Origin of the sequence: Pseudomonas helvetica (assembly GCF_039908645.1) — a bacterium.
GTDB classification, from domain to species: domain Bacteria; phylum Pseudomonadota; class Gammaproteobacteria; order Pseudomonadales; family Pseudomonadaceae; genus Aquipseudomonas; species Aquipseudomonas helvetica.
Genome location: NZ_CP150917.1, coordinates 1,181,003 through 1,203,870, shown reverse-complemented (window position 1 = coordinate 1,203,870; position 22,868 = coordinate 1,181,003). Strand labels below are relative to the sequence as shown.

Here is a 22,868-nt window from a genome sequence, read left to right as displayed (position 1 = left end):
AATTCGTTCGATCAGCCGCGAGCGATTACTGCTGCGTCGGCTTCGACCTTTTCGGCCGCTTTCTGGCGGATCAGCCTTTCCAGCTCATCCACCAGATTGTCATTCGTCAATTTCTGCGACGGCTTGCCGTCGATGTAAATCAGGTTCGGCGTACCGCCAGTCAAACCGATATGGGCCTCTTTGGCTTCACCGGGACCGTTGACCACGCAACCGATGACCGCGACATCCAGCGGCACCAGCAGATCTTCGAGGCGCCCTTCCAGTTCGTTCATGGTTTTCACCACATCGAAGTTCTGCCGCGAGCAGCTCGGGCAGGCGATGAAGTTGATGCCACGGGAACGCAGATGCAGGGATTTGAGAATGTCGTAGCCGACTTTCACTTCCTCGACCGGGTCAGCCGCCAACGAGATGCGAATAGTATCGCCAATCCCTTCGGCGAGCAGCATACCGAGGCCCACGGCGGATTTCACTGTGCCTGAACGCAAACCGCCGGCCTCAGTGATGCCCAGGTGCAGTGGCTGGACGATTTCCTTGGCCAGCAGACGATAGGCTTCGACGGCCATGAACACGTCGGAGGCCTTCACGCTGACCTTGAAGTCCTGGAAGTTCAGGCGTTCAAGGTGCTCGACGTGGCGCAGGGCCGACTCGACCAGCGCGGCCGGTGTCGGCTCGCCGTATTTCTTTTGCAGGTCTTTTTCCAGCGAACCGGCGTTGACGCCGATACGGATCGGAATCCCCCGGTCACGGGCGGCATCGACCACCGCGCGCACACGGTCCTCACGACCGATGTTGCCCGGGTTGATCCGCAGGCAATCGACGCCCAGTTCGGCTACGCGCAAAGCGATCTTGTAGTCGAAGTGAATGTCGGCAACCAATGGCACCTTGACCAGTTGCTTGATGCGACCGAAGGCTTCGGCCGCGTCCATGTCCGGAACGGAAACCCGCACGATGTCGACACCGGCCGCTTCCAGACGATTGATCTGGGCCACGGTGGCGGCAACGTCATTGGTGTCGCTGTTGGTCATGCTCTGTACAGCGATAGGCGCATCACCGCCCACCGGTACCGAACCAACCCAGATCTTGCGGGATTCGCGACGTTTGATTGGAGATTCGCCGTGCATGACTTATTGACCCAACTTCAGGCGAGCAGTCTCGCCACTGGTGAACGGAGCTACATCGACCACTTGCCCGTTGTAGCTGACCTGCGCGCCACGGGCGTAGCCCAGGCGTACTGTAAACGGTGGTTTACCGCTGACGTCGGCGGTTTCGCCCTTATGCTTGAGAGCGCTCAACAGCACTTTGCCGTTGCCATCGGTGACTTGTGTCCAGCAGTTGGCAGAGAACTGAATCTGCACCTTACCCGCACCGGCAACCGGAGTGGCCGGCGCAGCAGCCGAAGCGGCAGGTGCTGGCACGGCAGCCACGACTGGCGTTGGCGCAACAGCCATAACCGGGGCCGCTGGCGTCGCAACAACCGGGGCAGGCGCGGTACGCACTGGAGCCACAACCGGGGCCGTCGGTGCAACCACCGGAGCGGCCGGCGTCGGTGCTTCGACCGTTGCCTGAGCTTCGGCAGTCGCCTGGCCTTCCGGCAATGCCAGAGGCGTCCCGGCTTCGACCTGACCTTCTACCACGGCCTGATCTTCCGGCTCGTCGAGCGGATGGATCTGCGTGGTGCCATCGGCGCCTTCGACTTCGACGTGTTCAGGGCTCAGGCCAATCAGGTCCTTGGTGCGCAGCGAGGTTTGATCCTGCCACCAGACAAAACCGCCCCCCACCACGGCCATCAGCAGCAACAGGCTGACGATGCGCAAAATGGTGTGGGAGACCCGCGATGGTTCTTCGATACGCCCAAGGCTGTGCACGTTGCTGCCCTGGGAATCGGTGCCGGTGTGCTGATCGAACTGTTGAACCAGTACGGCCTGGTCCATACCGAGCAATTTGGCGTAAGCACGGATATAGCCGCGAGCAAAGGTATGCCCCGGCAGCTTGTCGAAAGCGCCGTCTTCCAGATTCTTCAAGGAATTGACGGTGAGATTGAGCTTGAGCGCTACTTCCGCCAGCGACCAACCATTGCCTTCGCGGGCCTGACGCAGGGTCTCTCCGGGGTTTACGCGAGTCGCTGCTACAACTTCTGGATGCGCCGCTTTCATCATTGCTCCGACAGGTATTGCTGATATTCCGGAGTACCGGGATAGAGTCGTTTTAATTGCAGGCCAAAACTGGCGGCCTTGTCGCGATCTTCGAACACTTTGGCCAGCCGAACGCCGAGCAATAGACTACGTGCATTTTGCTCGGCGAGCAGGCTAAAACGATCGTAATAGTCACGCGCGGGCACATAATGCCTGTCTTCGTACGACAACTCAGCCATTTCCAGCAACGCCCGTGGCTGTTGGCGGTTCAGGCGCAGGGCTTTTTCCAGTTGCTGACGGGCCAGATCCCGCTGGCCAAGCATCGAAGCCGTCATGCCGAGGTTCTCGAAAACCCGTGAACGCTCAGGATAAAGGCTATCGGCAGCCGCTTGTTCAAAGCGCTCGTAAGCTTCTTTGTAACGTTTCTCTTCAAAGAGAAAGCTGCCGTAGTTGTTCAGGATACGAGCATCGCCAGGACGGCCGGACAATGCCTTGCGAAAATGCTGATCCGCGAGCTCGGGTTCCATTTCGGCCTGAAACACCAGGCCCAACGCCGCGTTGGCATCCGGGTCGGCGCTATCCAGTTCGAGGGCCTTCTTCAACGGGACTTTCGCCCGTTCGGTCATGCCCTGCTGCAGATACCCCACACCCAACTGCACATACGCAGCACGCGCCTCATCGCGCCCCTTGCTGGTTTTCATCGGATTGAAATCACCCGACAGAACACAACCAGCCGACAGGCTGGCGAACAGCAGAAGCAGCGCTAGGCGCAGTGACATAGAGATCCTCTCTTAAGTACGATTCGCAGCGTCTTGCGGCATATCGTTGTCGGCGCTCAACTCACGCACGGCGATATAACGTTCGCTACGACGGGTGCGATCCAGCACCTGTCCTACCAATTGGCCACACGCAGCGTCGATGTCTTCGCCACGGGTGGTGCGCACGGTGACATTGAAGCCAGCGTGATGAAGTTGATCCTGGAAACGACGGATGGCGTTGTTGCTCGGCCGCTCGTAACCGGAATGGGGGAACGGGTTGAACGGAATCAGGTTGATCTTGCAAGGTGTGTCCTTGAGCAACTCGATCATTTCAACCGCATGCTCGACCTTGTCATTGATGTCCTTGAGCAAGGTGTACTCGATGGTCAGCACGCGCTTTTCGCCCAGGGACGACATGTAGCGGCGGCAGGACTCGAGGAGCATTTTCAGCGGGTACTTCTTGTTGATCGGTACCAACTGGTTACGCAGCGCATCGTTCGGTGCGTGCAGGGACAACGCCAGGGAAACGTCGATGTGCTTGGACAGCTCATCGATCATCGGCACCACGCCCGAGGTCGACAGGGTCACACGACGCTTGGAAATGCCGTAGCCCAGGTCGTCCATCATCAGGTGCATGGCGGCAACGACGTTGTCGAAGTTCAGCAGCGGCTCACCCATGCCCATCATCACCACGTTGGTGATGGCACGGTCGGCGGTTGCCGGGATGCTGCCGAACGATTTATTGGCAATCCACACCTGGCCGATGACTTCGGCGGCCGTGAGGTTGCTGTTGAAACCTTGCTTGCCGGTGGAGCAGAAACTGCAATCCAGGGCACAGCCTGCCTGGGACGAAACGCACAGAGTGCCGCGTTTGCCCTGGGGAATGTAGACAGTCTCGACGCAGCTGCCGGACGCCACGCGCACCACCCACTTACGGGTGCCGTCGCTGGAGATGTCCTCGCTGACCACTTCGGGACCGCGAACTTCGGCAATAGCCTTGAGCTTGTCGCGCAAGGCCTTGCTGACGTTCGTCATGGCGTCGAAATCATCGACGCCAAGGTGGTGAATCCACTTCATTACCTGACTGGCACGGAAACGCTTCTCCCCGATTGAGTCGAAGAATTTTTCCATTTCCGGCTGAGTCAGACCCAGCAGGTTAGTTTTTGCAGTCGATGTAGTCATGGATTCACCTTCACTCATAAGCCAATGCTTAGCGAGTGGTTACTTCAGTAGCTGCGAAGAAGTACGAGATTTCGCGAGCAGCAGCGGCTTCGGAGTCCGAACCGTGCACAGCGTTGGCGTCGATGGAGTCAGCGAAGTCAGCGCGGATGGTGCCGGCAGCAGCTTCTTTAGGGTTGGTAGCGCCCATCAGCTCACGGTTCAGAGCGATAGCGTTTTCGCCTTCCAGAACCTGAACGACAACCGGACCGGAGATCATGAAAGCAACCAGGTCGCCGAAGAAACCACGAGCGCTGTGCTCAGCGTAGAAGCCTTCAGCTTCAGCCTTGGACAGTTGCTTCATTTTCGAAGCTACAACGCGCAGGCCAGCTTTTTCGAAACGAGTGGTGATCTCGCCGATGACGTTTTTTGCAACTGCATCAGGCTTGATGATGGAGAAAGTACGTTGAACAGCCATGGTGTAACTCCAGAAACGGTAATTTGCGAAAAATTAAACCCGCGAATTATACGCGGGTTCTTGGGTATTGCCTAACGGCGTACAGTGCGTTCAGTCTGCTTCTTCGATCCAGGCCGCTTGAATCGCTTCAAGCACCTTCTCGCCACCGCGGGTCGGATCATCACTGAAGTCCGGCAGGGCCATGACCCAGCTGTGCAGATCGACGAAGTTCACGTAACGCGGATCCACATCCGGCTTGCTGTCAGCCAGCTGGATCGCGATTTCCAGCACATCAACCCATTTAAGACTCATGACAGTTCCTTGAATCAGTGCGGCGCTTCGGCAGCGTGGTTGAGCGAGTATTTAGGAATTTCAACGGTCAGGTCTTCAGTCCCGACGATTGCCTGGCAGGTCAGGCGCGACTGCGCTTCCAGACCCCAGGCCCGATCAAGATAGTCCTCTTCCAGCTCATCGGCCTCATTCAGCGAGTCGAAGCCTTCGCGAATGATGCAGTGGCAGGTGGTGCAGGCACAGACGCCGCCGCAGGCGCTCTCGATCTCGATATGGTTGTCATGGGCCACTTCGAGAATGGACTTGCCGGTCTCAGCCTCTACGACCATACCGTCCGGGCAATGCTCGGCGTGTGGCAGAAAAATGATCTGCGGCATCAGTTATTCCTCGATTTCATTCAGGTTGCGCCCCGCCAGAGCGGCTTTCACCGTCGAGTCCAGGCGGCGGGCAGCAAAGGCATCGGTCACTTGCGACAGACGCTTGGTCTGCTGCTCGATGGCGTAACCATCGGTACCTTTCATCAATTCGCTCAGTTCCTGCATCTGCAATTCGATGACCATGCGTTCTTCGGCGTCGAGCAGGCGCTCGCCGTCGACATCGAGGGCGCCTTGCACCGCTTCAATCAAACGCTGGGCATCGACTTGCTGCTCACGCAGTACGCGGGCGACCTTGTCGTCGTTGGCGTGCTGGAACGATTCCTTGAGCATGCGGGCGATTTCGCCGTCGGTCAGGCCGTAGGACGGCTTGACCTGAATGCTCGCCTCGACGCCCGAACCCAATTCGCGGGCAGCCACGCTGAGCAAGCCATCGGCATCGACCTGGAAGGTCACGCGAATCTTCGCCGCACCCGCGACCATGGCCGGAATGCCGCGCAATTCGAAGCGCGCCAGGGAGCGGCAATCGCTGATCAGCTCGCGCTCACCCTGCAGCACATGAATCATCATGGCCGACTGGCCGTCTTTATAGGTCGTGAAGTCCTGAGCGCGGGCGACCGGGATGGTGGTGTTACGCGGAATCACCTTCTCCATCAGACCGCCCATGGTTTCCAGCCCCAGGGACAACGGAATCACGTCAAGCAGCAGCAGTTCGCCGCCATCGCGCTTGTTGCCCGCCAAGGTATCGGCCTGGATCGCAGCACCAATGGCCACCACTTGATCCGGATCGATCTCGGTCAGCGGCTGACGACCGAAGGCTTCAGCCACAGCATCGCGAACACGCGGCACGCGGGTCGAACCACCGACCATCACCACTGCTTTCACGTCTTCCAGCTCGACACCGGAATCACGCACGGCGCGGCGGCAGGCTTTCAGGCTGCGAGCAACCATCGGCTCGATCAGCGCATCAAAGGCTTCGCGGGTCAGCTGGGATTTCCAGCCGTCATAAACGACTTCAACCGTCGCCGCATTAGTCAGGGCCTCTTTGGCCGCGCAGGCGGTTTGCAGCAGATGACGTTGCGCACCTGGATCGAGGTCGGCGGACAGGCCCGCGCTCTCGATGATCCAGCCAGCAATCGCGTGATCGAAGTCATCGCCACCCAGGGCGCTGTCGCCACCGGTGGCCAGTACTTCAAACACACCGCCGGTCAGGCGCAGAATCGAAATATCGAAGGTGCCGCCGCCCAGGTCGTAAATCGCAACCAGGCCTTCAGCATGCTGATCCAGGCCATAAGCCACCGCCGCAGCGGTCGGCTCGTTGAGCAAACGCAGCACGTTCAGACCGGCCAGCTTGGCCGCATCCTTGGTCGCCTGACGCTGTGCGTCATCGAAATACGCCGGAACGGTGATCACTGCGCCAACCAGTTCGCCGCCCAGCGTCAACTCGGCGCGCTGACGCAGCACCTTGAGGATATCGGCGGAAACTTCGACCGGGCTTTTCGGCCCTTGCACGGTGTCGATGAACGGCATGTGCGACTCGCCATCGACAAAGCGATACGGCAGCTGTTCGCCCAATTGCTTGACGTCGGACAGACCACGACCCATCAAGCGCTTGACCGACAACACCGTGTTCAGCGGATCGGTAGCGGCTGCCAGCTTGGCGGACTCGCCGACCTCGACACGGTCAGCGTGATAGCGCACCGCAGACGGCAGGATGACCTGCCCGTCAGCGTCGGCCAGTGGCTCGGAAAGACCACTGCGCAACGCAGCGACCAGCGAATTGGTAGTGCCCAAGTCGATCCCCACAGCCAGACGACGCTGGTGCGGTTGAGGACTTTGGCCGGGTTCGGCGATCTGCAGTAGGGCCATCGTTATCAGGACTTATCTGTATATCAGGCGTGCGACCGAGGCGGCACTGGGTTAATCGTCGAGGCGCTCTTCTAACTGGCGCACTTCGTAGGTGAGCTTGTCGAGGAACTGCATGCGCCGCATCAGGCGTTCGGCCTGTTCACGCTGCACTGCATCATTCCAGCAAGCTGCGAAGCTTTCGTTCAGTACATCCTGAGCGACCTTCAGGCGGCGCTTGAATACCACAATCCCGGCCAGATCGGCACTGTCTTGCAGGTCTTCGAGCTCTTCGCGCCATTGCATCTGCTGCAGAAGAAATTCCGGATCATGCACCGTGACCTCCAGCGGCAGCTCGCGACCACCCATGGCGAGCAGGTAACGCGCGCGCTTGGGGGGACTTTTGAGCGTCTGGTAGGCCTCGTTGAGGCTAGCGGATTGCTCTAGCGCCAGCCGTTGCTCACGCTCGGAAGCGTCAGCAAAGCGGTCTGGATGAACGCCGCGCGCCAACTCACGGTAGCGCGTAGCCAGCTGATCGAGGTCCAGATTGAAGCTCGGTTGCAGCTCAAATAATGCGAAATGACAAGGAGTACCCACGAGCAGCCTCAGATGTTGAAGCTTTCGCCGCAGCCACATTCACCGCGTACGTTGGGATTGTTGAACTTGAAGCCTTCGTTCAACCCTTCCTTGACGAAATCGAGCTCGGTGCCGTCCAGGTAAGCCAGGCTTTTCGGATCGATGATCACTTTCTCGCCATGACTGACGAAGACCTGATCGTCGACCCCTACCTCATCGACAAACTCCAGCACGTAGGCAAGGCCGGAACAGCCCGTGGTGCGAACACCCAGACGAATCCCATCACCCTTGCCGCGCCCGTCGAGGGAGCGTCGCACGTGTTGAGCAGCCGCTTCTGTCATGCTGATAGCCATCGGTGACTCCTTACTCGTCGCCAATACTTGAAAGTCAGATCAAGCCTTTCTTCTGCTTGTAATCGCGAACGGCAGCCTTGATGGCGTCTTCAGCGAGTACCGAGCAGTGGATTTTCACTGGCGGCAAGGCCAGTTCTTCAGCCAGCTGGGTGTTCTTGATGGTCTCTGCTTCGTCCAGAGTCTTGCCCTTCATCCACTCGGTAGCGAGGGAGCTGGAGGCAATGGCAGAGCCGCAGCCGTAGGTCTTGAACTTGGCGTCTTCGATGATGCCTTGCTCGTTGACCTTGATTTGCAGGCGCATAACGTCGCCGCATGCTGGAGCGCCGACCATGCCGGTGCCGACATCAGGATCTTCCGCGTCCATCTTGCCGACGTTACGCGGGTTCTCGTAGTGGTCGATGACCTTTTCGCTGTAAGCCATGATTCAATCCTCACTCATCAGAGAGTCGCTCTTGGGGCTCTGCAAGCCAACTATTCAACCGGCTTGCAAAACCCCTGTGCGGCGACTTAATTCGTTAGTGTGCCGCCCACTCGATCTTCGAAATGTCGACGCCGTCTTTGTACATGTCCCACAGCGGCGACAGAGCGCGCAGCTTGGTGACGGCCTCGCAGACTTTCTGCGCGGCATAATCGATTTCTTCTTCGGTGGTGAAGCGGCCGAAGGTGAAGCGAATCGAGCTGTGTGCCAGTTCGTCGTTGCGGCCCAGGGCGCGCAGTACGTACGAAGGCTCAAGCGACGCCGAGGTGCAGGCCGAACCGGACGATACCGCCAGGTCCTTGAGCGCCATGATCAGCGACTCGCCTTCAACGTAGTTGAAGCTCAGGTTCAGGTTGTGCGGAACACGGGCGGTCAGGCTGCCGTTGACGTACAGCTCTTCGAGGCCTTCGACCTGCTTGAAGAAACGGTCGCTCAGGGCTTTGATCCGAACGTTTTCGGTAGCCATGTCTTCCTTGGCTACACGGAAGGCTTCGCCCATGCCAACGATCTGGTGAGTGGCCAGGGTGCCGGAACGCATGCCGCGCTCGTGACCGCCGCCGTGCATGGTCGCTTCAAGGCGAACACGCGGCTTGCGGCTGACGTACAGCGCGCCGATGCCTTTAGGGCCGTAGGTCTTGTGAGCCGAGAAGGACATCAGGTCGACTTTCAGCTTTTGCAGGTCGATCTCGACCTTGCCAGTGGACTGCGCAGCGTCGACGTGGAACAGGATGCCCTTGGAACGGGTCAGTTCGCCGATGGCTGCGATGTCGTTGATGGTGCCGATTTCGTTGTTCACGTGCATGACCGACACCAGGATGGTGTCATCGCGCAGCGCGGCTTCGATCATCTCAGGCGTTACCAGACCGTCTTCACGAGGATCGAGGTAGGTGACTTCGAAACCTTCGCGCTCCAGTTGGCGCATGGTGTCGAGGACCGCCTTGTGTTCGATCTTGGTGGTGATCAGGTGCTTGCCTTTGGTGCCATAGAAATGCGCGACACCCTTGATTGCCAGGTTGTCGGACTCGGTGGCACCGGAGGTCCAGACGATTTCACGCGGGTCGGCGTTGACCAGGTCGGCGACCTGGCGGCGAGCGTTTTCGACCGATTCTTCGGCTTTCCAGCCGAACACGTGGGAGCGGGACGCCGGGTTACCGAAGTTTCCGTCGACCAGCAGGCATTCACTCATCTTTTGCGCGACACGCGGATCAACCGGGGTGGTCGCAGAGTAATCAAGGTAAATCGGCAATTTCATGGACTCTCTCCTAATTCAGGCTGGCTGGCGTGCCGCTAGCTCTTTGGCTGTCATTCGACGGCGGACGCTTCAATCTTGTCCAGACGCGACGCCTTGCTGTTGCAACGACGCTGGTCCTGACGCTGGGCTACTTCTTGCACTTCACGGCGAGTGACAAGGTCAGCCAAGCTGATACCGCTCAGAAATTCGTGGATTTGCAGGCTCAGATCACACCACAAATGGTGGGTCAGGCAGGTGTCGCCGCCATGGCAATCACCCAGCCCCTGGCATTTGGTTGCATCGACCGATTCGTTTACCGCATCGATCACCTGAGCGACCTGGATGCCCTGCATGTCACGCGATAGCTGGTAGCCACCGCCTGGTCCACGGACACTGGAAACCAGATTGCTGCGGCGCAATTTGGCGAAGAGCTGTTCGAGGTAGGACAGGGAAATGCCTTGGCGCTCAGAGATATCGGCCAGGGACACCGGGCCATGTTGCGCGTGCAACGCCAGGTCAAGCATGGCGGTGACAGCGTATCGGCCTTTTGTAGTCAGTCGCATGGACAATTACCACGGAGTTACGGGATGGGGGCGAGTATGCAATTCCCGAGTATTCAAGTCAACTATAAGACCTAGTACTTTAGTCAGGTTTACCCGCAAAAGAGCGCGCGCACTATAGCAGGATCTGCGGCTCAATAGCACACCTGCGACGCACAACACCCACCCGTAGCAGCAGGCTGCGCCAGCTGCTACAGAAACCGTGCGATCAGTTGGCCTGGCTTTCATCCTTGCCTTTGACGCAGGCGAAGTCTTCTTCGCGCAGCTCAGGCAAGTCCTTGGCACAGTAAGGGCTGCCCAGGTCCTTGAGCGCGCCGCACATGCCTTCCAGTCGACCATCGACCGCTTGCAAGTGATCCAGCAACTGACCGATGGCGCGCGCCACCGGGTCCGGCATGTCTTCACTGACGCCGTAGGCATCAAAACCAATCTTCTCGGCCATGGCCTTGCGCCTGGCTTCCAGCTCATCATCGGACTTGACGATAATCCGCCCCGGAATCCCGACCACTGTCGCCCCCGCCGGCACCGCCTTGGTCACCACCGCATTGGAGCCCACCTTGGCCCCCGCCCCCACGGTGAACGGCCCCAACACCTTGGCGCCTGCCCCTACCACTACGCCATCTTCCAGCGTCGGGTGGCGCTTGCCTTTGTTCCAGCTGGTACCGCCGAGGGTCACGCCCTGATACAGCGTCACGTCATTGCCGATCTCGGCGGTTTCACCGATGACAATGCCCATGCCGTGGTCAATAAAGAAGCGACGACCGACCTTGGCGCCCGGATGAATCTCGATCCCGGTCAACCAGCGGCCGAAGTTCGATACCAACCGCGCCAGCCATTTCCAGCCCATGCCCCACAGAGCAGCAGACAGTCGATGAATCCAGATGGCGTGCATGCCCGGGTAGCAGGTCAACACCTCAAACGCATTACGTGCCGCCGGGTCACGGTGGAAAACGCTCTGGATATCTTCACGCAAACGCTCGAACATCATTAATCCTTCCGTTTAAGAAGCTCACCACGGGCCGCTTTTTGGGTTTCCGTGAGGATGCCACGCAAAATATTCATTTCCGCCCGGCTGACCGAGCTTCGTCCGTACAACCGACGCAGGCGCGCCATCAAGTGCCGCGGTTTTTCCGGATCGAGAAATTCGATGGCCACCAGCGTCTGCTCCAGGTGCTCATAGAATCGCTCAAGCTCATCCATGGTCGCCAGCTCGCCACTCTTGGTCGACGCCACTTCTTCCTTCTCGATCTTGCTTGGCTGACCTTGGGCCGCCAGCCAGGACATGCGCACTTCATAGCTCAACACCTGCACCGCCGCCCCAAGGTTCAGCGAACTGAACTCAGGGTCTGATGGGATGTGCACGTGATAATGACATCGCTGCAGCTCTTCATTGGTCAGACCGGAATCTTCACGGCCAAAGACCAAAGCAATCTCAGCGCCTTGCGCTGCCTCCTCAACCACTTTAGTCCCGCATTCACGGGGATCGAGCAGCGGCCAAGGGATACGACGGTCACGCGCGCTGGTGCCCAGCACCAGGTTGCAGCCGACCAGCGCATCTTCCAGCGTGGCGACGACTTGGGCGCTTTCCAGGATGTCACCGGCACCGGAAGCTCGCGCATCGGCTTCGTGGTGCGGGAACAGGCGCGGCTCGACCAGCACCAGTCGCGACAGCCCCATGTTCTTCATGGCACGCGCAGCCCCGCCGATATTCCCCGGATGGCTGGTATTGACCAGGACGACACGAATGTTCTGCAGCAAAGGAGGCGCTCTCTGACAGGGAAATTAGGGAGCAAATCTTACAGTTCATCCTACCGTTAAGCTATGAAAGCGAACGTCGACCTTCACCTGTAGAAACTTTCTGATAGAATGCTCGGCTTTCTTTAACAACCTTAGGTGACACATCCATGCAGCCCATGCTGAATATCGCGCTGCGCGCCGCCCGCAGCGCCAGTGAATTGATTTTCCGCTCCATCGAGCGCCTGGATACCATCAAGGTCGACGAAAAAGACGCCAAGGACTACGTGTCCGAAGTGGATCGCGCTGCCGAACAGAAAATCATCGACGCACTGCGCAAGGCTTACCCGAATCATTCGATCATGGGTGAAGAGACCGGCATGCACGCAGGCAACGGGATCGAAGGCGAAGAATACCTGTGGATCATCGATCCACTGGACGGCACCACCAACTTCCTGCGCGGCATTCCTCACTTCGCTGTCAGCATCGCCTGCAAATACCGTGGTCGCCTGGAACACGCAGTGGTTCTGGACCCGGTTCGCCAGGAAGAATTCACCGCCAGCCGTGGTCGCGGCGCTCAACTGAACGGTCGCCGTCTGCGCGTCAGCGGTCGCACCAGCCTGGACGGCGCCCTGCTGGGTACCGGCTTCCCGTTCCGTGACGACCAGATGGACAACCTCGACAACTACCTGGGCATGTTCCGCGCCCTGGTTGGCCAGACCGCCGGCATCCGCCGCGCTGGCGCAGCGAGCCTGGACCTGGCTTATGTAGCTGCCGGCCGTTTCGACGCCTTCTGGGAATCGGGCCTGTCCGAGTGGGACATGGCTGCAGGCGCCCTGCTGATCCAGGAAGCTGGCGGCCTGGTGAGCGACTTCACCGGCGGTCACGACTTCCTTGAAAAAGGCCACATCGTTGCCGGCAACACCAAATGCTTCAAAGCAGTACTGACGGCCATCCAGCCGCACCTGCCAGCCTCGCTGAAACGCTAAACGCCAGGCACAAAAAAGCACCCTTCGGGGTGCTTTTTTTATGCCTGCAATTCAAACCACCAGCCGCCCTTCGCAGGAGCACAGCTTGCTGGCGATGAAGGCAACGCGATGCATCTGTCAGACCACCGTGACGCCATCGCGGGCAAGCCTTGCTCCTACAAATCAGCTTATTTCTGAGCGGGCTGGTTCTGGCCGAGGATCAGATGACCGTCCTTGTCGACCGGAATCTGGTTGCCCGGATCACGATCCATCCGCACTTTGCCTTCCTTGCCGCCCAGCGAATACCGAACGTCATAGCCTACGAGCTTGTCGCTGACGTCATGGACCGTCTCGCAACGTCTTTGCATCGTGGTGGAGGTATCACGCTCCTGCATGCCTTCCTGCACCTTGTTACCCGCGTAACCGCCACCAACTGCACCGGCGACCGTGGCGAGCTTCTTGCCATTACCACCACCGACCATGTTACCCAACAAACCACCGCCGACCGCACCGATCACCGTACCGAGGATCTGATGCTCATCCTTCACCGGCGCCTGCCGGGTAACCGGTACATCCCTGCACACTTCACGTGGGGTCTTGATCTGTGTTTTGACCGGCTCGACTGCCAGTACTTGCGCATACTCAGGTCCGCCGCTTTTTACCAGGCTGTAGGTGGCAACAGCGCCTCCGGCAGTCACACCGACAGCACCCAATACCGCACCAACCAGTAACGACTTGTTCACATGAACCTCCTGACCATCACATGCGGGACGTGCCCGCGCCTTTCCAAACCTTGGAGCATAAAAAAAGGCGCGAGTTCAATACTCGCGCCTTCTGGTTATAACGAGAGGAAATAACGCCTCAAGGACGGTCGTCCACTTCCTTCTCGGTATTGGCCGGAGGAATCAGGTCCTCGCTGCTCAGGTTCAGCCAGATCAGCACCACGTTAGCGATGTAGATCGACGAGTAAGTACCCGCCAGAACGCCGATAAACAGCGCAATGGAGAAGCCGAACAGGTTGTCGCCACCGAAGAACAGCAGCGCTGCAATCGCCAGCAAGGTGGAGATCGACGTCGCCATGGTCCGCAGCAGGGTTTGGGTGGTCGAGATGTTGATGTTCTCGATCAGGCTGGCCTTGCGCAGTACACGGAAGTTCTCACGAACCCGGTCGAATACCACGATGGTGTCGTTGAGCGAGTAACCAATGATCGCCAGTACCGCCGCCAGCACCGTCAGGTCGAAGGTGATCTGGAAGAACGACAGGATACCGATGGTCACGATCACGTCGTGAATCAGCGAGACAATCGCACCAACCGCGAACTTCCACTGAAAGCGGAATGCCAGGTAGATCAGGATACCGCCCAGCGCCATCAGCATGCCGAGGCCGCCCTGGTCGCGCAGCTCTTCACCGACCTGCGGACCGACGAACTCGACGCGCTTGACCACAGCCGGGTTATCGCCGCCGACTTTCTGCAGCGCTTCAGCGACCTGGTGACCCAGTTGCGGGTCTTCGCCAGGCATACGCACCAGCAAATCGGTGGTCGCGCCGAAGCTCTGAACGATCGCTTCGTGATAACCCGCCTCAGTCAGCTGGGAACGAACTTTCAAGACGTCGGCCGGACGCTCGTAGGTCAGCTCGATGAGCGTACCGCCGGTGAAGTCCAGACCGTAGTTCATGCCCTTGTGGAAGCAGCTGAACAACGCCAGAGCGGTAAGGAACAATGTGACGCCGAACGCAACGTTGCGAACGCCCATGAAGTTGATAGTACGTAACATGGCAGCCCCTTAAATCCACAACTTCTTGAAGTCACGACCGCCGAAGATCAGGTTGACCATCGCGCGGGTCACCATGATGGCCGTGAACATCGAGGTAAAGATCCCGAGGGACATGGTCACTGCGAAACCTTTGACCGGGCCGGTGCCCATCGCAAAGAGGATGCCGCCGACCAACAGGGTGGTCAGGTTGGCGTCGAGAATCGCGGTGAATGCCCGGCCGAAGCCTTCGTTGATTGCCCGCTGCACGGTCATGCCGGCCGCGATCTCTTCACGTATCCGCGAGAAGATCAGTACGTTGGCGTCGACCGCCATACCCATGGTCAAGACGATACCGGCGATACCCGGCAGGGTCAGCGTTGCCCCCAGCAGCGACATCAAGGCCAGCAGCAGTACCATGTTCACCGCCAGTGCAACCGTGGCGATCAGGCCGAAGAAGCGGTAGATGGCCATGATGAACAGCGAAACGAACAACATGCCCCACAACGACGCATCGATACCCTTGGTGATGTTGTCAGCACCCAGGCTTGGACCGATGGTGCGTTCTTCAGCAAAGTACATCGGCGCCGCAAGACCACCGGCGCGCAGCAGCAAGGCCAGCTCCGAGGATTCGCCCTGACCGTTCAGGCCAGTGATGCGGAACTGAGCACCCAGCGGCGACTGAATGGTCGCCAGGCTGATGATCTTTTTCTCTTCCTTGAAGCTCTGGACCGGCACGTCTTTCTCGACGCCGTTGACCATCTGCTTGACGTAAGTCGTCACCGGGCGTTGCTCGATGAAGATCACCGCCATGCTGCGACCGACGTTGGAGCGCGTCGCACGGTTCATCAGCTCACCGCCGTGACCGTCCAGACGAATGTTCACTTCCGGCGTACCGTGCTCACCGAAACCAGCCTTGGCGTCAGTTACCTGGTCGCCAGTGATGATCAGGCCACGCTCGATTTGCGCTGGAGGACGCTTGCCCTCACGGAACTCGAAGGTCTCGGAAGTGGCTTTGGACGCACCCGGCTCTGCCGCCAGACGGAACTCCAGGTTAGCCGTCTTGCCGAGGATACGCTTGGCTTCGGCAGTGTCTTGCACGCCTGGCAGCTCAACCACGATGCGGTTGGCACCCTGACGCTGAACGATCGGTTCGGCAACACCCAGCTCGTTGACGCGGTTACGCACCGTGGTCAAGTTCTGCTTGATGGAGTATTCGCGGATTTCCGCCAGCTTGGCCGGGGTCATCGCCAGACGCAGTACCGGTTGGCCATTGAGGTCGGCCGGAACAATGTCGAAATCGTTGAAGTTCTTGCGGATCAGCGCACGAGCGTCTTCGCGGGAAGCCTCATCACTGAAACCCAGCTGAATGGCGCCATTGATCTGCGGCAGGCTGCGATAGCGCAGTTTCTCTTTACGCAGCAGGCTCTTGACGTCGCCTTCGTAGACTTTCAGGCGCGCGTCGAGGGCTTTTTCCATGTCCACTTCAAGCAGGAAGTGCACACCACCGGACAAGTCCAGACCCAGCTTCATCGGATGCGCGCCGACAGTGCGCAGCCATTGCGGAGTGGTTTGTGCCAGGTTCAGTGCGACGACGTAGTCATCACCCAGCGCCTTGCGCACGACGTCTTTGGCTGGCAGTTGGTCTTCCGCCTTGGTCAGGCGCAACAAACCGCCCTTGCCATTGGCCGACAGAGTGGCCGCCTTGACGTTGATCCCGGCATCGTTGAGCGCTTTGCTCACGCGATCCAGATCAGCCTGATTGACCTGCAGCGCAGTGCTTGCACCGCTGACCTGAATGGCCGGATCGTCAGGATAAAGATTGGGAGCGGAATAAATCAGACCGACCGCCAGCACCGCCAGGATCAGAATGTATTTCCACAGAGGGTATTTGTTCAGCATCACGCCGCCCGCTTATGACGCGGGGCGCCTTGCGCGCCCCGTCGATTGAGTAGAAGTTGAAACTTAGATCGCTTTTAGCGTGCCTTTTGGCAGCGTGGCGGCAATGGCGCCCTTTTGGAATTTCATTTCGACAGTGTCGGAAACTTCCAGAACAACGAAATCATCTGCCACTTTAGTGATCTTGCCGGCGATACCACCGGTGGTCACAACTTCGTCGCCTTTCTGCAGGCTGCTCAGCAGGTTCTTCTGCTCTTTGGCGCGCTTGGCCTGTGGACGCCAGATCATCAGGTAGAAGATGACCAGGAAACCGACCAGGAAAATCCACTCAAAGCCGCCGCCCATTGGGCCTGCCGCAGGGGCACCAGCATCAGCCATGGCATTAGAGATAAAAAAGCTCATTTAGCACTCCAGTTGCAAATGTTGAATCTTGGGGTCAGAAAACTCAGTCCAAAGGCGGTACGGGTAACCCGCGTTTGGCGTAGAAGGCATCGACAAAGGCGGCCAATGTACCCTGTTGAATAGCCTCGCGCAAACCAGCCATAAGTACCTGGTAATGGCGCAAATTGTGGATGGTATTCAACATGCTACCCAGCATTTCTCCGCACTTGTCCAGATGGTGCAGATAAGCACGGGAGAAGTTCTGGCAGGTATAGCAATCGCAGGTCGGATCGAGCGGCGAATCATCATGGCGATGAAACGCGTTACGGATCTTCAGCACGCCCGTATCAATGAACAAGTGCCCATTGCGGGCATTACGGGTTGGCATCACGCAATCGAACATGTCCACACCGCGGCGCACACCCTCAACCAAGTCTTCCGGTTTGCCAACGCCCATAAGGTAACGAGGTTTGTCAGCCGGCATCTGGCCTGGCAGATAATCCAGCACCTTGATCATCTCGTGCTTGGGCTCGCCGACCGACAGACCGCCGATCGCCAGGCCATCAAAACCGATCTTGTCGAGGCCTTCCAGGGAGCGCATGCGCAGGTCCTGGTGCATGCCGCCCTGAACGATGCCGAACAGCGCCGCCGTGTTGTCGCCATGAGCGTTTTTCGAACGCTGGGCCCAGCGCAACGACAGCTCCATGGACACCCGCGCCACGTCTTCATCGGCCGGGTACGGCGTGCATTCGTCGAAAATCATCACGATGTCGGAACCCAGGTCGCGCTGAACCTGCATCGACTCTTCCGGGCCCATGAACACTTTCGCGCCATCCACCGGAGAAGCGAAGGTCACGCCCTCCTCCTTGATCTTGCGCATGGCGCCCAGGCTGAACACCTGGAAACCGCCGGAGTCGGTCAGGATCGGGCCTTTCCACTGCATGAAATCGTGCAGGTCGCCGTGCTTCTTGATCACTTCCGTGCCAGGACGCAGCCACAGGTGAAAGGTGTTACCCAGAATGATCTCGGCGCCGGTCGCCTCGATATCCCGCGGCAACATGCCCTTGACTGTGCCGTACGTGCCGACCGGCATGAAGGCTGGGGTTTCGACAGTGCCACGCGGGAAGGTCAGGCGACCACGGCGAGCCTTGCCGTCAGTGGCCAGCAATTCGAAAGACATACGACTGGTGCGACTCATGCTGTTTCCTCAGGGCCGCGTGGCGCGGGATTACGGGTGATGAACATCGCATCACCGTAGCTGAAAAAGCGGTATCCATGCTCGACGGCGGCCTTGTAGGCGGCCATGGTCTCGGGATAACCGGCGAACGCCGAAACCAGCATCAACAGCGTGGATTCGGGCAAATGAAAGTTGGTGACCAGGGCATCGACCACATGGAACGGCCGGCCTGGGTAGATAAAGATATCGGTGTCGCCGCTGAACGGCTTGAGCACGCCATCGCGCGCCGCGCTTTCCAGCGAACGCACGCTGGTGGTCCCCACCGCCACCACGCGCCCACCCCGCGCACGACACGCAGCGACCGCATCCACCACGTCCTGGCCGACTTCCAGCCATTCGCTGTGCATGTGGTGATCTTCGATCTTCTCGACCCGCACCGGCTGAAAGGTGCCCGCGCCGACGTGCAAGGTCACGAACGCCGTCTCGATACCCTTGGCGGCAATCGCCTCGAGCAACGGCTGATCGAAATGCAGCCCCGCCGTCGGTGCCGCCACCGCGCCCAGGCGCTCGGCGTAGACCGTCTGATAACGCTCGCGGTCCGAGCCTTCGTCCGGGCGGTCTATATAAGGAGGCAACGGCATGTGCCCGACGCGGTCGAGCAGCGGCAGCACTTCTTCGGCGAACCCCAGTTCGAACAACGCATCATGACGCGCGAGCATTTGCGCTTCGCCACCACCGTCGATGAGGATCGTCGAACCCGGCTTCGGCGACTTGCTGGAGCGCACATGGGCCAGCACGCGATGACTATCGAGCACCCGCTCGACCAGAATTTCCAGCTTGCCGCCGGAAGCTTTCTGGCCAAACAGCCGCGCCGGAATCACCCGGGTATTGTTGAACACCATCAAATCGCCCGGGCGTAAATGCTCAAGCAAATCAGTGAATTGACGGTGCGCCAGAGCGCCGCTGAGCCCATCCAGGGTCAACAGGCGACTGCCGCGCCGCTCAGCCAAAGGGTGGCGAGCGATCAGCGAATCAGGGAGTTCGAAAGTAAAGTCAGCAACGCGCATGATGGGGTTCGTCTAGCAGGGCCGGGAAGTCTAGCGGAAATAGTGAAAATTCTCCATGTACCTGATTGACCGACGGTTATCTCATCTCTATACTTCGCCGCCATTGAGCCCTGATGGCGGAATTGGTAGACGCGGCGGATTCAAAATCCGTTTTCGAAAGGAGTGGGAGTTCGAGTCTCCCTCGGGGCACCAAAATTAAGAAAGGTCTTGCTTAGCAAGGCCTTTTTTTTCGCCTACAGAAAAGCCACCCCGCCCCGTGGGAGCTGCCGAAGGTTCGGGCCGCGTTCGGACGATCTTTTGATCCTGCTTCTCTTCCACACCCCTTGACCGGCGGACCATTTCACAAGGATTCCCCCCATGGAATTACCACTGGAAACAGTCGCCCTCTTCTCCCTCAAGCTGGCTTACGAAACGGAAGATCAAAGCCCGATCCTGCGTGACGACCTGATGATGGGCGACTACCAGCGGGACGTATTCGGCTTGCTGGTACGCAGAGGTGATGTCGAGACGATCAAGGTCAAAGTGGCTGAATGCGTGGGGCTGGCGCTTGAGGCGATAGGTGGGGCGGGTACGCCGCTGGGTCGGGAGCTGGATAGATTGTCGGGAGATTTCAGCGCGGCGCAGACGCTGGAGCAGCTTGATAGTCCGCTGATTGCGCTTAAGGATTATTTGAAAGATATTCAGTGAATTATTGGGTTGGGTGCAGTTTGCCCGTTTTCATGGACTGATACTGGGCAGGCTTTGGCTGATATGAAAGTGGCCCCATCCACTTTTCCATTGCGCCAGCAGACAACAACGAAAGACTTTTCGGCATCACAAGGACGTATCAATGCGGCAAATCGCCCTCAGCAACAAGCCACTCAGAGGCATTCCCCGCCGCCTTCGCGCTCTGGAACGTTGGGCCTCCAGTTTTCGCGACGAGTTTCACCCACGATCCGCGCACATGGAGCGCTACACACATTGGAAAATCCCGGTGCACGCAGCCCTGGTTCAAGGCTCTCAAGCCAGGATCGAAGTTCAGGCCTTTTGCATTCAGCAACTGCTCGAAGCCGCTAGCCACCTGTCCAACGCTGCTGACCGCTCACAGGGTTACTACCGGGTCGCCTGCCTGCTGGTGTGGCCATGGGTTCATCAGAGCGAGATCACCGTCTTCTATGACCGGGACTACTATCTGGGTTTTCTCGGTGAAACCAACGCTCTCAAGCCAGAGCGGATCAGTGATGCTCTTGCGTTGCACACGCCAGCGCATTTCATTGAGCACGGGCATGACGTAACTCAGCCTGACGATGAGGTCGCGGTACAGTGGTGGTGCATCGGGGAACCGGCCTGACGTGGAGAAAAAGTAGGACAGTTTTTTCTCTACTGTCCCGTTAGACCAGCGCAGCGAGGCCATCAATGGATTTTCGGAAGTCGACGGGCTTGGGGTAGAGACAGACTTTTTCGACTTTTGCGGCGGGACGCATCATGAGGTGCTGGCTCAGGAAAGGAATCGGGAGCACAGCATCAGGGATCAGGTGATGACTTTGAATATGGGGGTTATGGAGCACTTACGCTCAATACCATGGACTACTGGTGCCGCAAATGGGGCGCAGCTTACACATTTTACAAAAGATAAAAATCAGCAACTACTTGTAACAACAAGACAATAATCTCCACTCATATTCTTATCACCTACGACTATACTGCGAGACAAATTATAGGACTGAACGATTAAAGGACTAAACGCATGATTACATCTAAACATACTCCACGAGAGCTAGAAATTGCAGCAGCGCGAGATTTTTTTGCTCCCGAAAATTTTGGCTTTGAAAAGCACGGGACTGGCTGGAAAAAAGTTATACCTGGAATAGGCTCAACTATTTTCACCCCTCTTGATTGGGAACACGCTCACTTCTTAACAAATTTGAAGAATGGTCAGAAAGGAAATGGCTTAGAGCTTGCCTCCCAACAACAAGAAAGTATTTTTGGCATGAAGGATCATCGTGACATCATGCCCCCTTACCTTATAAGTAATATTGCAAAAACTGGCGGATCCGCTTTTGTTGCATACACTGAAAAGGAAGGATTTACAGATGAAGGATGGCTAGGTTTTGGATTTGTTTTTGGTGGAAAAAACAATTCATTGGAATCTACATTCTTGGGAGTTAGAGAAAAAAATAGAAGTAAAAATGCTATTGGCTTTCATCTAAGACTACTCCAATCAAATGATGCCTTAGAAAAGGACTCTACTAAAATCGAATGGATGCAAGGCCCTTTACGGGGTGAAATTGCAAAACTAAGCATTAGTAAATTGGGAGGCATCGCCTCTTCTTTTACAATTGACAAATATAGAGACATGCAATACAAGCTCTATGGACCTGGAACAACAGACAGAATTACTATTGAATGGGATCTTCTGTCGCCGCGCACTCAACAAAAAATAACAGATATCTCACAAGGGGTTTCTCAAGGATTAACATTAGAGGATATACAAGCGCTACCTATTGCAACAGGAGATAACATCAAACAAATCGAGCAAGACAGACACTCATCCGTTCTCTATGAAATCCCTGCCAATGCTGATGAGCTTAAGGAGGAAGAAAAAATAGCATGGAGAAATGACATGAGAAAAGTATTTGGTATATTGATGAATACAGAGTACGTCAAAATCCCAGACGATGCCAAAAATGATCCCGCATTAGTACAAAAAATAGCTACGCCAGGGGGCTATCAAATTAGTGACTTTGCCACAGGATTTGATGGAGACCAGAGAAGAAATTTTTATGTATTAACCAAAAAACCAAATGCGTAATAAATGCATTGCCATCAGAATTTTTTAATAATACCAACTATTAATTCGCCCATCAGAAAGTAGGAAAAAGCCAGGCAAAATGGGACGCACTTTACGCACGACAGGACATTTCTCAAGGATTGGCGCAAGTTTGGTTCCCCCATCATTACTCCATGCCCACCAATTGCCGGTGGCTGCTAGCTAAGACTCACCTAGCCACCTAGATCCCCCATCCAACCGTGCTGTTTTCTGCCAAAGTAGGCATGCTGTGAATCGTCCAGTCCGTCGAGATATTCATATGTCGCTCTGTTCTGCCTCCCTTCCACCAGTTCCACTAGGCTCAATCACCACTGCTTTCCCATCCTCCCTCAGATTGGAGGCAGAAGGTCTTAGCCAGATCATGGGCCTTACCAGGCTAGCAACGCATCGGGGTATAGAGGTCAAAATCGGTGAAGAGAACCTGATCATTCCTTATCGGATTCATCACGAAGGTGATGAGCAAGCCTGTGGGCAGCTGACTGGTGTTCAGAGCATCTTGTACTCATGTCTTCTGACACGACACCACGATGGGCGTGTGCGTCAACGTCAACTGGAACGCATTCTTTCAGTTCACGAACCATGGATTGTCCCGTTCGTTTTCCAGCTTACTGGCGAGTACGTAATCGATATTCTTAACACCGTTGAAGCCCACCTGCCCACAATCAGTCCGACGCTTTACGGCAGCTTCATTCGGGATAATCAGACGTATTTTCAAGCGACGCAAGATCGCATGATCAGTTACTGGGATTGCTACTACCGGACTCAGTACAAGCACCGGTCCGACTATGTTGGGTTTCAGGTGTTTAGTAGGTTTCACGAGTTCGCTGAAAACTACTGAGCGGTGAGGAGAATACGGAACAGACCACGA

Annotated in this window: 26 protein-coding genes and 1 tRNA gene; 6 read left to right on the top strand and 21 right to left on the bottom strand. The window is 57.4% G+C overall.

Annotated elements, in window-relative coordinates:
* Positions 1 to 11: 11 nt before the first annotated feature.
* The 15 genes from ispG to trmJ all read right to left on the bottom strand — a co-directional run bounded on the left by ispG (position 12) and on the right by trmJ (position 11,971).
* The gene (gene ispG, locus AABM55_RS05435; protein WP_054595806.1) at positions 12 to 1,121 is read right to left on the bottom strand and encodes a flavodoxin-dependent (E)-4-hydroxy-3-methylbut-2-enyl-diphosphate synthase; all 1,110 of its coding nucleotides are present in this window, start codon (positions 1,119 to 1,121) and stop codon (positions 12 to 14) included.
* 3 nt (positions 1,122 to 1,124) lie between these two features.
* Positions 1,125 to 2,153: a RodZ family helix-turn-helix domain-containing protein gene (locus AABM55_RS05430; RefSeq protein WP_347929013.1), complete on the bottom strand. Its 1,029-nt coding sequence runs from the start codon at positions 2,151 to 2,153 to the stop codon at positions 1,125 to 1,127.
* Positions 2,153 to 2,911 carry a type IV pilus biogenesis/stability protein PilW gene (gene pilW / locus AABM55_RS05425; RefSeq protein ID WP_054595804.1) on the bottom strand — a complete coding sequence of 253 codons (759 nt, stop codon included), beginning with the start codon at positions 2,909 to 2,911 and terminating at the stop codon, positions 2,153 to 2,155. The genes AABM55_RS05430 and pilW overlap by 1 nt, the downstream gene beginning before the upstream one ends.
* A 12-nt stretch (positions 2,912 to 2,923) precedes the next feature.
* Positions 2,924 to 4,072: a 23S rRNA (adenine(2503)-C(2))-methyltransferase RlmN gene (gene rlmN / locus AABM55_RS05420; RefSeq protein WP_019693463.1), complete on the bottom strand. Its 1,149-nt coding sequence runs from the start codon at positions 4,070 to 4,072 to the stop codon at positions 2,924 to 2,926.
* 28 nt (positions 4,073 to 4,100) lie between these two features.
* On the bottom strand, positions 4,101 to 4,526 hold the full coding sequence (gene ndk, locus AABM55_RS05415) for a nucleoside-diphosphate kinase (protein ID WP_054595803.1): 426 nt from the start codon (positions 4,524 to 4,526) through the stop codon (positions 4,101 to 4,103).
* 90 nt (positions 4,527 to 4,616) lie between these two features.
* Positions 4,617 to 4,817 carry a Fe-S cluster assembly protein IscX gene (iscX, locus tag AABM55_RS05410; RefSeq protein ID WP_054595802.1) on the bottom strand — a complete coding sequence of 67 codons (201 nt, stop codon included), beginning with the start codon at positions 4,815 to 4,817 and terminating at the stop codon, positions 4,617 to 4,619.
* Positions 4,818 to 4,831: 14 nt separating this feature from the next.
* Positions 4,832 to 5,173, bottom strand: coding sequence for an ISC system 2Fe-2S type ferredoxin (gene fdx / locus AABM55_RS05405; protein ID WP_103319244.1), 342 nt, complete (start codon positions 5,171 to 5,173; stop codon positions 4,832 to 4,834).
* Positions 5,174 to 5,176: 3 nt separating this feature from the next.
* A complete protein-coding gene (gene hscA / locus AABM55_RS05400) occupies positions 5,177 to 7,039 on the bottom strand; it encodes a Fe-S protein assembly chaperone HscA (RefSeq protein ID WP_103319242.1) in 1,863 nt (620 codons plus the stop codon).
* A gap of 51 nt (positions 7,040 to 7,090) precedes the next feature.
* A complete protein-coding gene (gene hscB / locus AABM55_RS05395) occupies positions 7,091 to 7,612 on the bottom strand; it encodes a co-chaperone HscB (protein WP_054595799.1) in 522 nt (173 codons plus the stop codon).
* A gap of 8 nt (positions 7,613 to 7,620) precedes the next feature.
* On the bottom strand, positions 7,621 to 7,944 hold the full coding sequence (gene iscA, locus AABM55_RS05390; RefSeq protein ID WP_347929012.1) for an iron-sulfur cluster assembly protein IscA: 324 nt from the start codon (positions 7,942 to 7,944) through the stop codon (positions 7,621 to 7,623).
* Positions 7,945 to 7,978: 34 nt separating this feature from the next.
* Positions 7,979 to 8,365, bottom strand: a complete 387-nt coding sequence (gene iscU, locus AABM55_RS05385) for a Fe-S cluster assembly scaffold IscU (protein ID WP_003443374.1) — start codon at positions 8,363 to 8,365, stop codon at positions 7,979 to 7,981.
* 94 nt (positions 8,366 to 8,459) lie between these two features.
* Positions 8,460 to 9,674, bottom strand: coding sequence for an IscS subfamily cysteine desulfurase (locus tag AABM55_RS05380; RefSeq protein WP_103319241.1), 1,215 nt, complete (start codon positions 9,672 to 9,674; stop codon positions 8,460 to 8,462).
* 50 nt (positions 9,675 to 9,724) lie between these two features.
* Positions 9,725 to 10,216 carry a Fe-S cluster assembly transcriptional regulator IscR gene (gene iscR, locus AABM55_RS05375; RefSeq protein WP_054595797.1) on the bottom strand — a complete coding sequence of 164 codons (492 nt, stop codon included), beginning with the start codon at positions 10,214 to 10,216 and terminating at the stop codon, positions 9,725 to 9,727.
* Positions 10,217 to 10,421: 205 nt separating this feature from the next.
* Positions 10,422 to 11,198: a serine O-acetyltransferase gene (cysE, locus tag AABM55_RS05370; RefSeq protein ID WP_347929011.1), complete on the bottom strand. Its 777-nt coding sequence runs from the start codon at positions 11,196 to 11,198 to the stop codon at positions 10,422 to 10,424.
* A gap of 2 nt (positions 11,199 to 11,200) precedes the next feature.
* A complete protein-coding gene (trmJ, locus tag AABM55_RS05365; protein ID WP_347929010.1) occupies positions 11,201 to 11,971 on the bottom strand; it encodes a tRNA (cytosine(32)/uridine(32)-2'-O)-methyltransferase TrmJ in 771 nt (256 codons plus the stop codon).
* A 146-nt stretch (positions 11,972 to 12,117) separates the two neighbouring features.
* Between trmJ and suhB the strand changes: the two genes are divergently transcribed.
* Positions 12,118 to 12,936 (top strand): inositol-phosphate phosphatase, encoded by an 819-nt coding sequence (suhB, locus tag AABM55_RS05360; protein WP_054595794.1) that lies wholly within the window; start codon positions 12,118 to 12,120, stop codon positions 12,934 to 12,936.
* 167 nt (positions 12,937 to 13,103) lie between these two features.
* Here suhB and AABM55_RS05355 read toward each other — a convergent pair whose 3' ends face one another.
* From AABM55_RS05355 to queA, 6 genes are all read right to left on the bottom strand, one after another.
* Positions 13,104 to 13,658 (bottom strand): glycine zipper 2TM domain-containing protein, encoded by a 555-nt coding sequence (locus tag AABM55_RS05355; protein WP_103318070.1) that lies wholly within the window; start codon positions 13,656 to 13,658, stop codon positions 13,104 to 13,106.
* A gap of 118 nt (positions 13,659 to 13,776) precedes the next feature.
* Positions 13,777 to 14,691: a protein translocase subunit SecF gene (secF, locus tag AABM55_RS05350; protein ID WP_347929009.1), complete on the bottom strand. Its 915-nt coding sequence runs from the start codon at positions 14,689 to 14,691 to the stop codon at positions 13,777 to 13,779.
* Positions 14,692 to 14,700: 9 nt separating this feature from the next.
* Positions 14,701 to 16,569, bottom strand: coding sequence for a protein translocase subunit SecD (secD, locus tag AABM55_RS05345; protein WP_145015122.1), 1,869 nt, complete (start codon positions 16,567 to 16,569; stop codon positions 14,701 to 14,703).
* Between the two features lie 63 nt (positions 16,570 to 16,632).
* Positions 16,633 to 16,968 carry a preprotein translocase subunit YajC gene (yajC, locus tag AABM55_RS05340; RefSeq protein ID WP_019693477.1) on the bottom strand — a complete coding sequence of 112 codons (336 nt, stop codon included), beginning with the start codon at positions 16,966 to 16,968 and terminating at the stop codon, positions 16,633 to 16,635.
* A 43-nt stretch (positions 16,969 to 17,011) separates the two neighbouring features.
* Complete coding sequence (tgt, locus tag AABM55_RS05335; protein WP_162130405.1) at positions 17,012 to 18,127, bottom strand: tRNA guanosine(34) transglycosylase Tgt; 1,116 nt, start codon at positions 18,125 to 18,127, stop codon at positions 17,012 to 17,014.
* Between the two features lie 14 nt (positions 18,128 to 18,141).
* A complete protein-coding gene (gene queA / locus AABM55_RS05330; RefSeq protein WP_347929008.1) occupies positions 18,142 to 19,191 on the bottom strand; it encodes a tRNA preQ1(34) S-adenosylmethionine ribosyltransferase-isomerase QueA in 1,050 nt (349 codons plus the stop codon).
* Between the two features lie 107 nt (positions 19,192 to 19,298).
* Here queA and AABM55_RS05325 point away from each other — a divergent pair.
* The 5 genes from AABM55_RS05325 to AABM55_RS05305 all read left to right on the top strand — a co-directional run bounded on the left by AABM55_RS05325 (position 19,299) and on the right by AABM55_RS05305 (position 22,838).
* Positions 19,299 to 19,383, top strand: a tRNA-Leu gene (locus AABM55_RS05325).
* Between the two features lie 165 nt (positions 19,384 to 19,548).
* The gene (locus AABM55_RS05320) at positions 19,549 to 19,878 is read left to right on the top strand and encodes a hypothetical protein (RefSeq protein WP_347929007.1); all 330 of its coding nucleotides are present in this window, start codon (positions 19,549 to 19,551) and stop codon (positions 19,876 to 19,878) included.
* 142 nt (positions 19,879 to 20,020) lie between these two features.
* Positions 20,021 to 20,521: a DUF3916 domain-containing protein gene (locus tag AABM55_RS05315; RefSeq protein WP_347929006.1), complete on the top strand. Its 501-nt coding sequence runs from the start codon at positions 20,021 to 20,023 to the stop codon at positions 20,519 to 20,521.
* A 396-nt stretch (positions 20,522 to 20,917) separates the two neighbouring features.
* Positions 20,918 to 21,982: a hypothetical protein gene (locus tag AABM55_RS05310; protein ID WP_347929005.1), complete on the top strand. Its 1,065-nt coding sequence runs from the start codon at positions 20,918 to 20,920 to the stop codon at positions 21,980 to 21,982.
* Positions 21,983 to 22,229: 247 nt separating this feature from the next.
* A complete protein-coding gene (locus AABM55_RS05305) occupies positions 22,230 to 22,838 on the top strand; it encodes a hypothetical protein (RefSeq protein WP_347929004.1) in 609 nt (202 codons plus the stop codon).
* The last annotated feature ends 30 nt before the right edge of the window (positions 22,839 to 22,868 follow it).

Coding starts and splice junctions, on each gene's coding strand:
- ispG (WP_054595806.1), bottom strand. CDS start 1,121: ATGCACGGCGAATCTCCAATCAAACGTCGCGAATCCCGCAAGATCTGG.
- AABM55_RS05430 (WP_347929013.1), bottom strand. CDS start 2,153: ATGAAAGCGGCGCATCCAGAAGTTGTAGCAGCGACTCGCGTAAACCCC.
- pilW (WP_054595804.1), bottom strand. CDS start 2,911: ATGTCACTGCGCCTAGCGCTGCTTCTGCTGTTCGCCAGCCTGTCGGCT.
- rlmN (WP_019693463.1), bottom strand. CDS start 4,072: ATGACTACATCGACTGCAAAAACTAACCTGCTGGGTCTGACTCAGCCG.
- ndk (WP_054595803.1), bottom strand. CDS start 4,526: ATGGCTGTTCAACGTACTTTCTCCATCATCAAGCCTGATGCAGTTGCA.
- iscX (WP_054595802.1), bottom strand. CDS start 4,817: ATGAGTCTTAAATGGGTTGATGTGCTGGAAATCGCGATCCAGCTGGCT.
- fdx (WP_103319244.1), bottom strand. CDS start 5,173: ATGCCGCAGATCATTTTTCTGCCACACGCCGAGCATTGCCCGGACGGT.
- hscA (WP_103319242.1), bottom strand. CDS start 7,039: ATGGCCCTACTGCAGATCGCCGAACCCGGCCAAAGTCCTCAACCGCAC.
- iscA (WP_347929012.1), bottom strand. CDS start 7,944: ATGGCTATCAGCATGACAGAAGCGGCTGCTCAACACGTGCGACGCTCC.
- iscU (WP_003443374.1), bottom strand. CDS start 8,365: ATGGCTTACAGCGAAAAGGTCATCGACCACTACGAGAACCCGCGTAAC.
- AABM55_RS05380 (WP_103319241.1), bottom strand. CDS start 9,674: ATGAAATTGCCGATTTACCTTGATTACTCTGCGACCACCCCGGTTGAT.
- iscR (WP_054595797.1), bottom strand. CDS start 10,216: ATGCGACTGACTACAAAAGGCCGATACGCTGTCACCGCCATGCTTGAC.
- cysE (WP_347929011.1), bottom strand. CDS start 11,198: ATGTTCGAGCGTTTGCGTGAAGATATCCAGAGCGTTTTCCACCGTGAC.
- suhB (WP_054595794.1), top strand. CDS start 12,118: ATGCAGCCCATGCTGAATATCGCGCTGCGCGCCGCCCGCAGCGCCAGT.
- secF (WP_347929009.1), bottom strand. CDS start 14,691: ATGTTACGTACTATCAACTTCATGGGCGTTCGCAACGTTGCGTTCGGC.
- secD (WP_145015122.1), bottom strand. CDS start 16,569: ATGCTGAACAAATACCCTCTGTGGAAATACATTCTGATCCTGGCGGTG.
- yajC (WP_019693477.1), bottom strand. CDS start 16,968: ATGAGCTTTTTTATCTCTAATGCCATGGCTGATGCTGGTGCCCCTGCG.
- tgt (WP_162130405.1), bottom strand. CDS start 18,127: ATGTCTTTCGAATTGCTGGCCACTGACGGCAAGGCTCGCCGTGGTCGC.
- queA (WP_347929008.1), bottom strand. CDS start 19,191: ATGCGCGTTGCTGACTTTACTTTCGAACTCCCTGATTCGCTGATCGCT.
- AABM55_RS05320 (WP_347929007.1), top strand. CDS start 19,549: ATGGAATTACCACTGGAAACAGTCGCCCTCTTCTCCCTCAAGCTGGCT.
- AABM55_RS05315 (WP_347929006.1), top strand. CDS start 20,021: ATGCGGCAAATCGCCCTCAGCAACAAGCCACTCAGAGGCATTCCCCGC.
- AABM55_RS05310 (WP_347929005.1), top strand. CDS start 20,918: ATGATTACATCTAAACATACTCCACGAGAGCTAGAAATTGCAGCAGCG.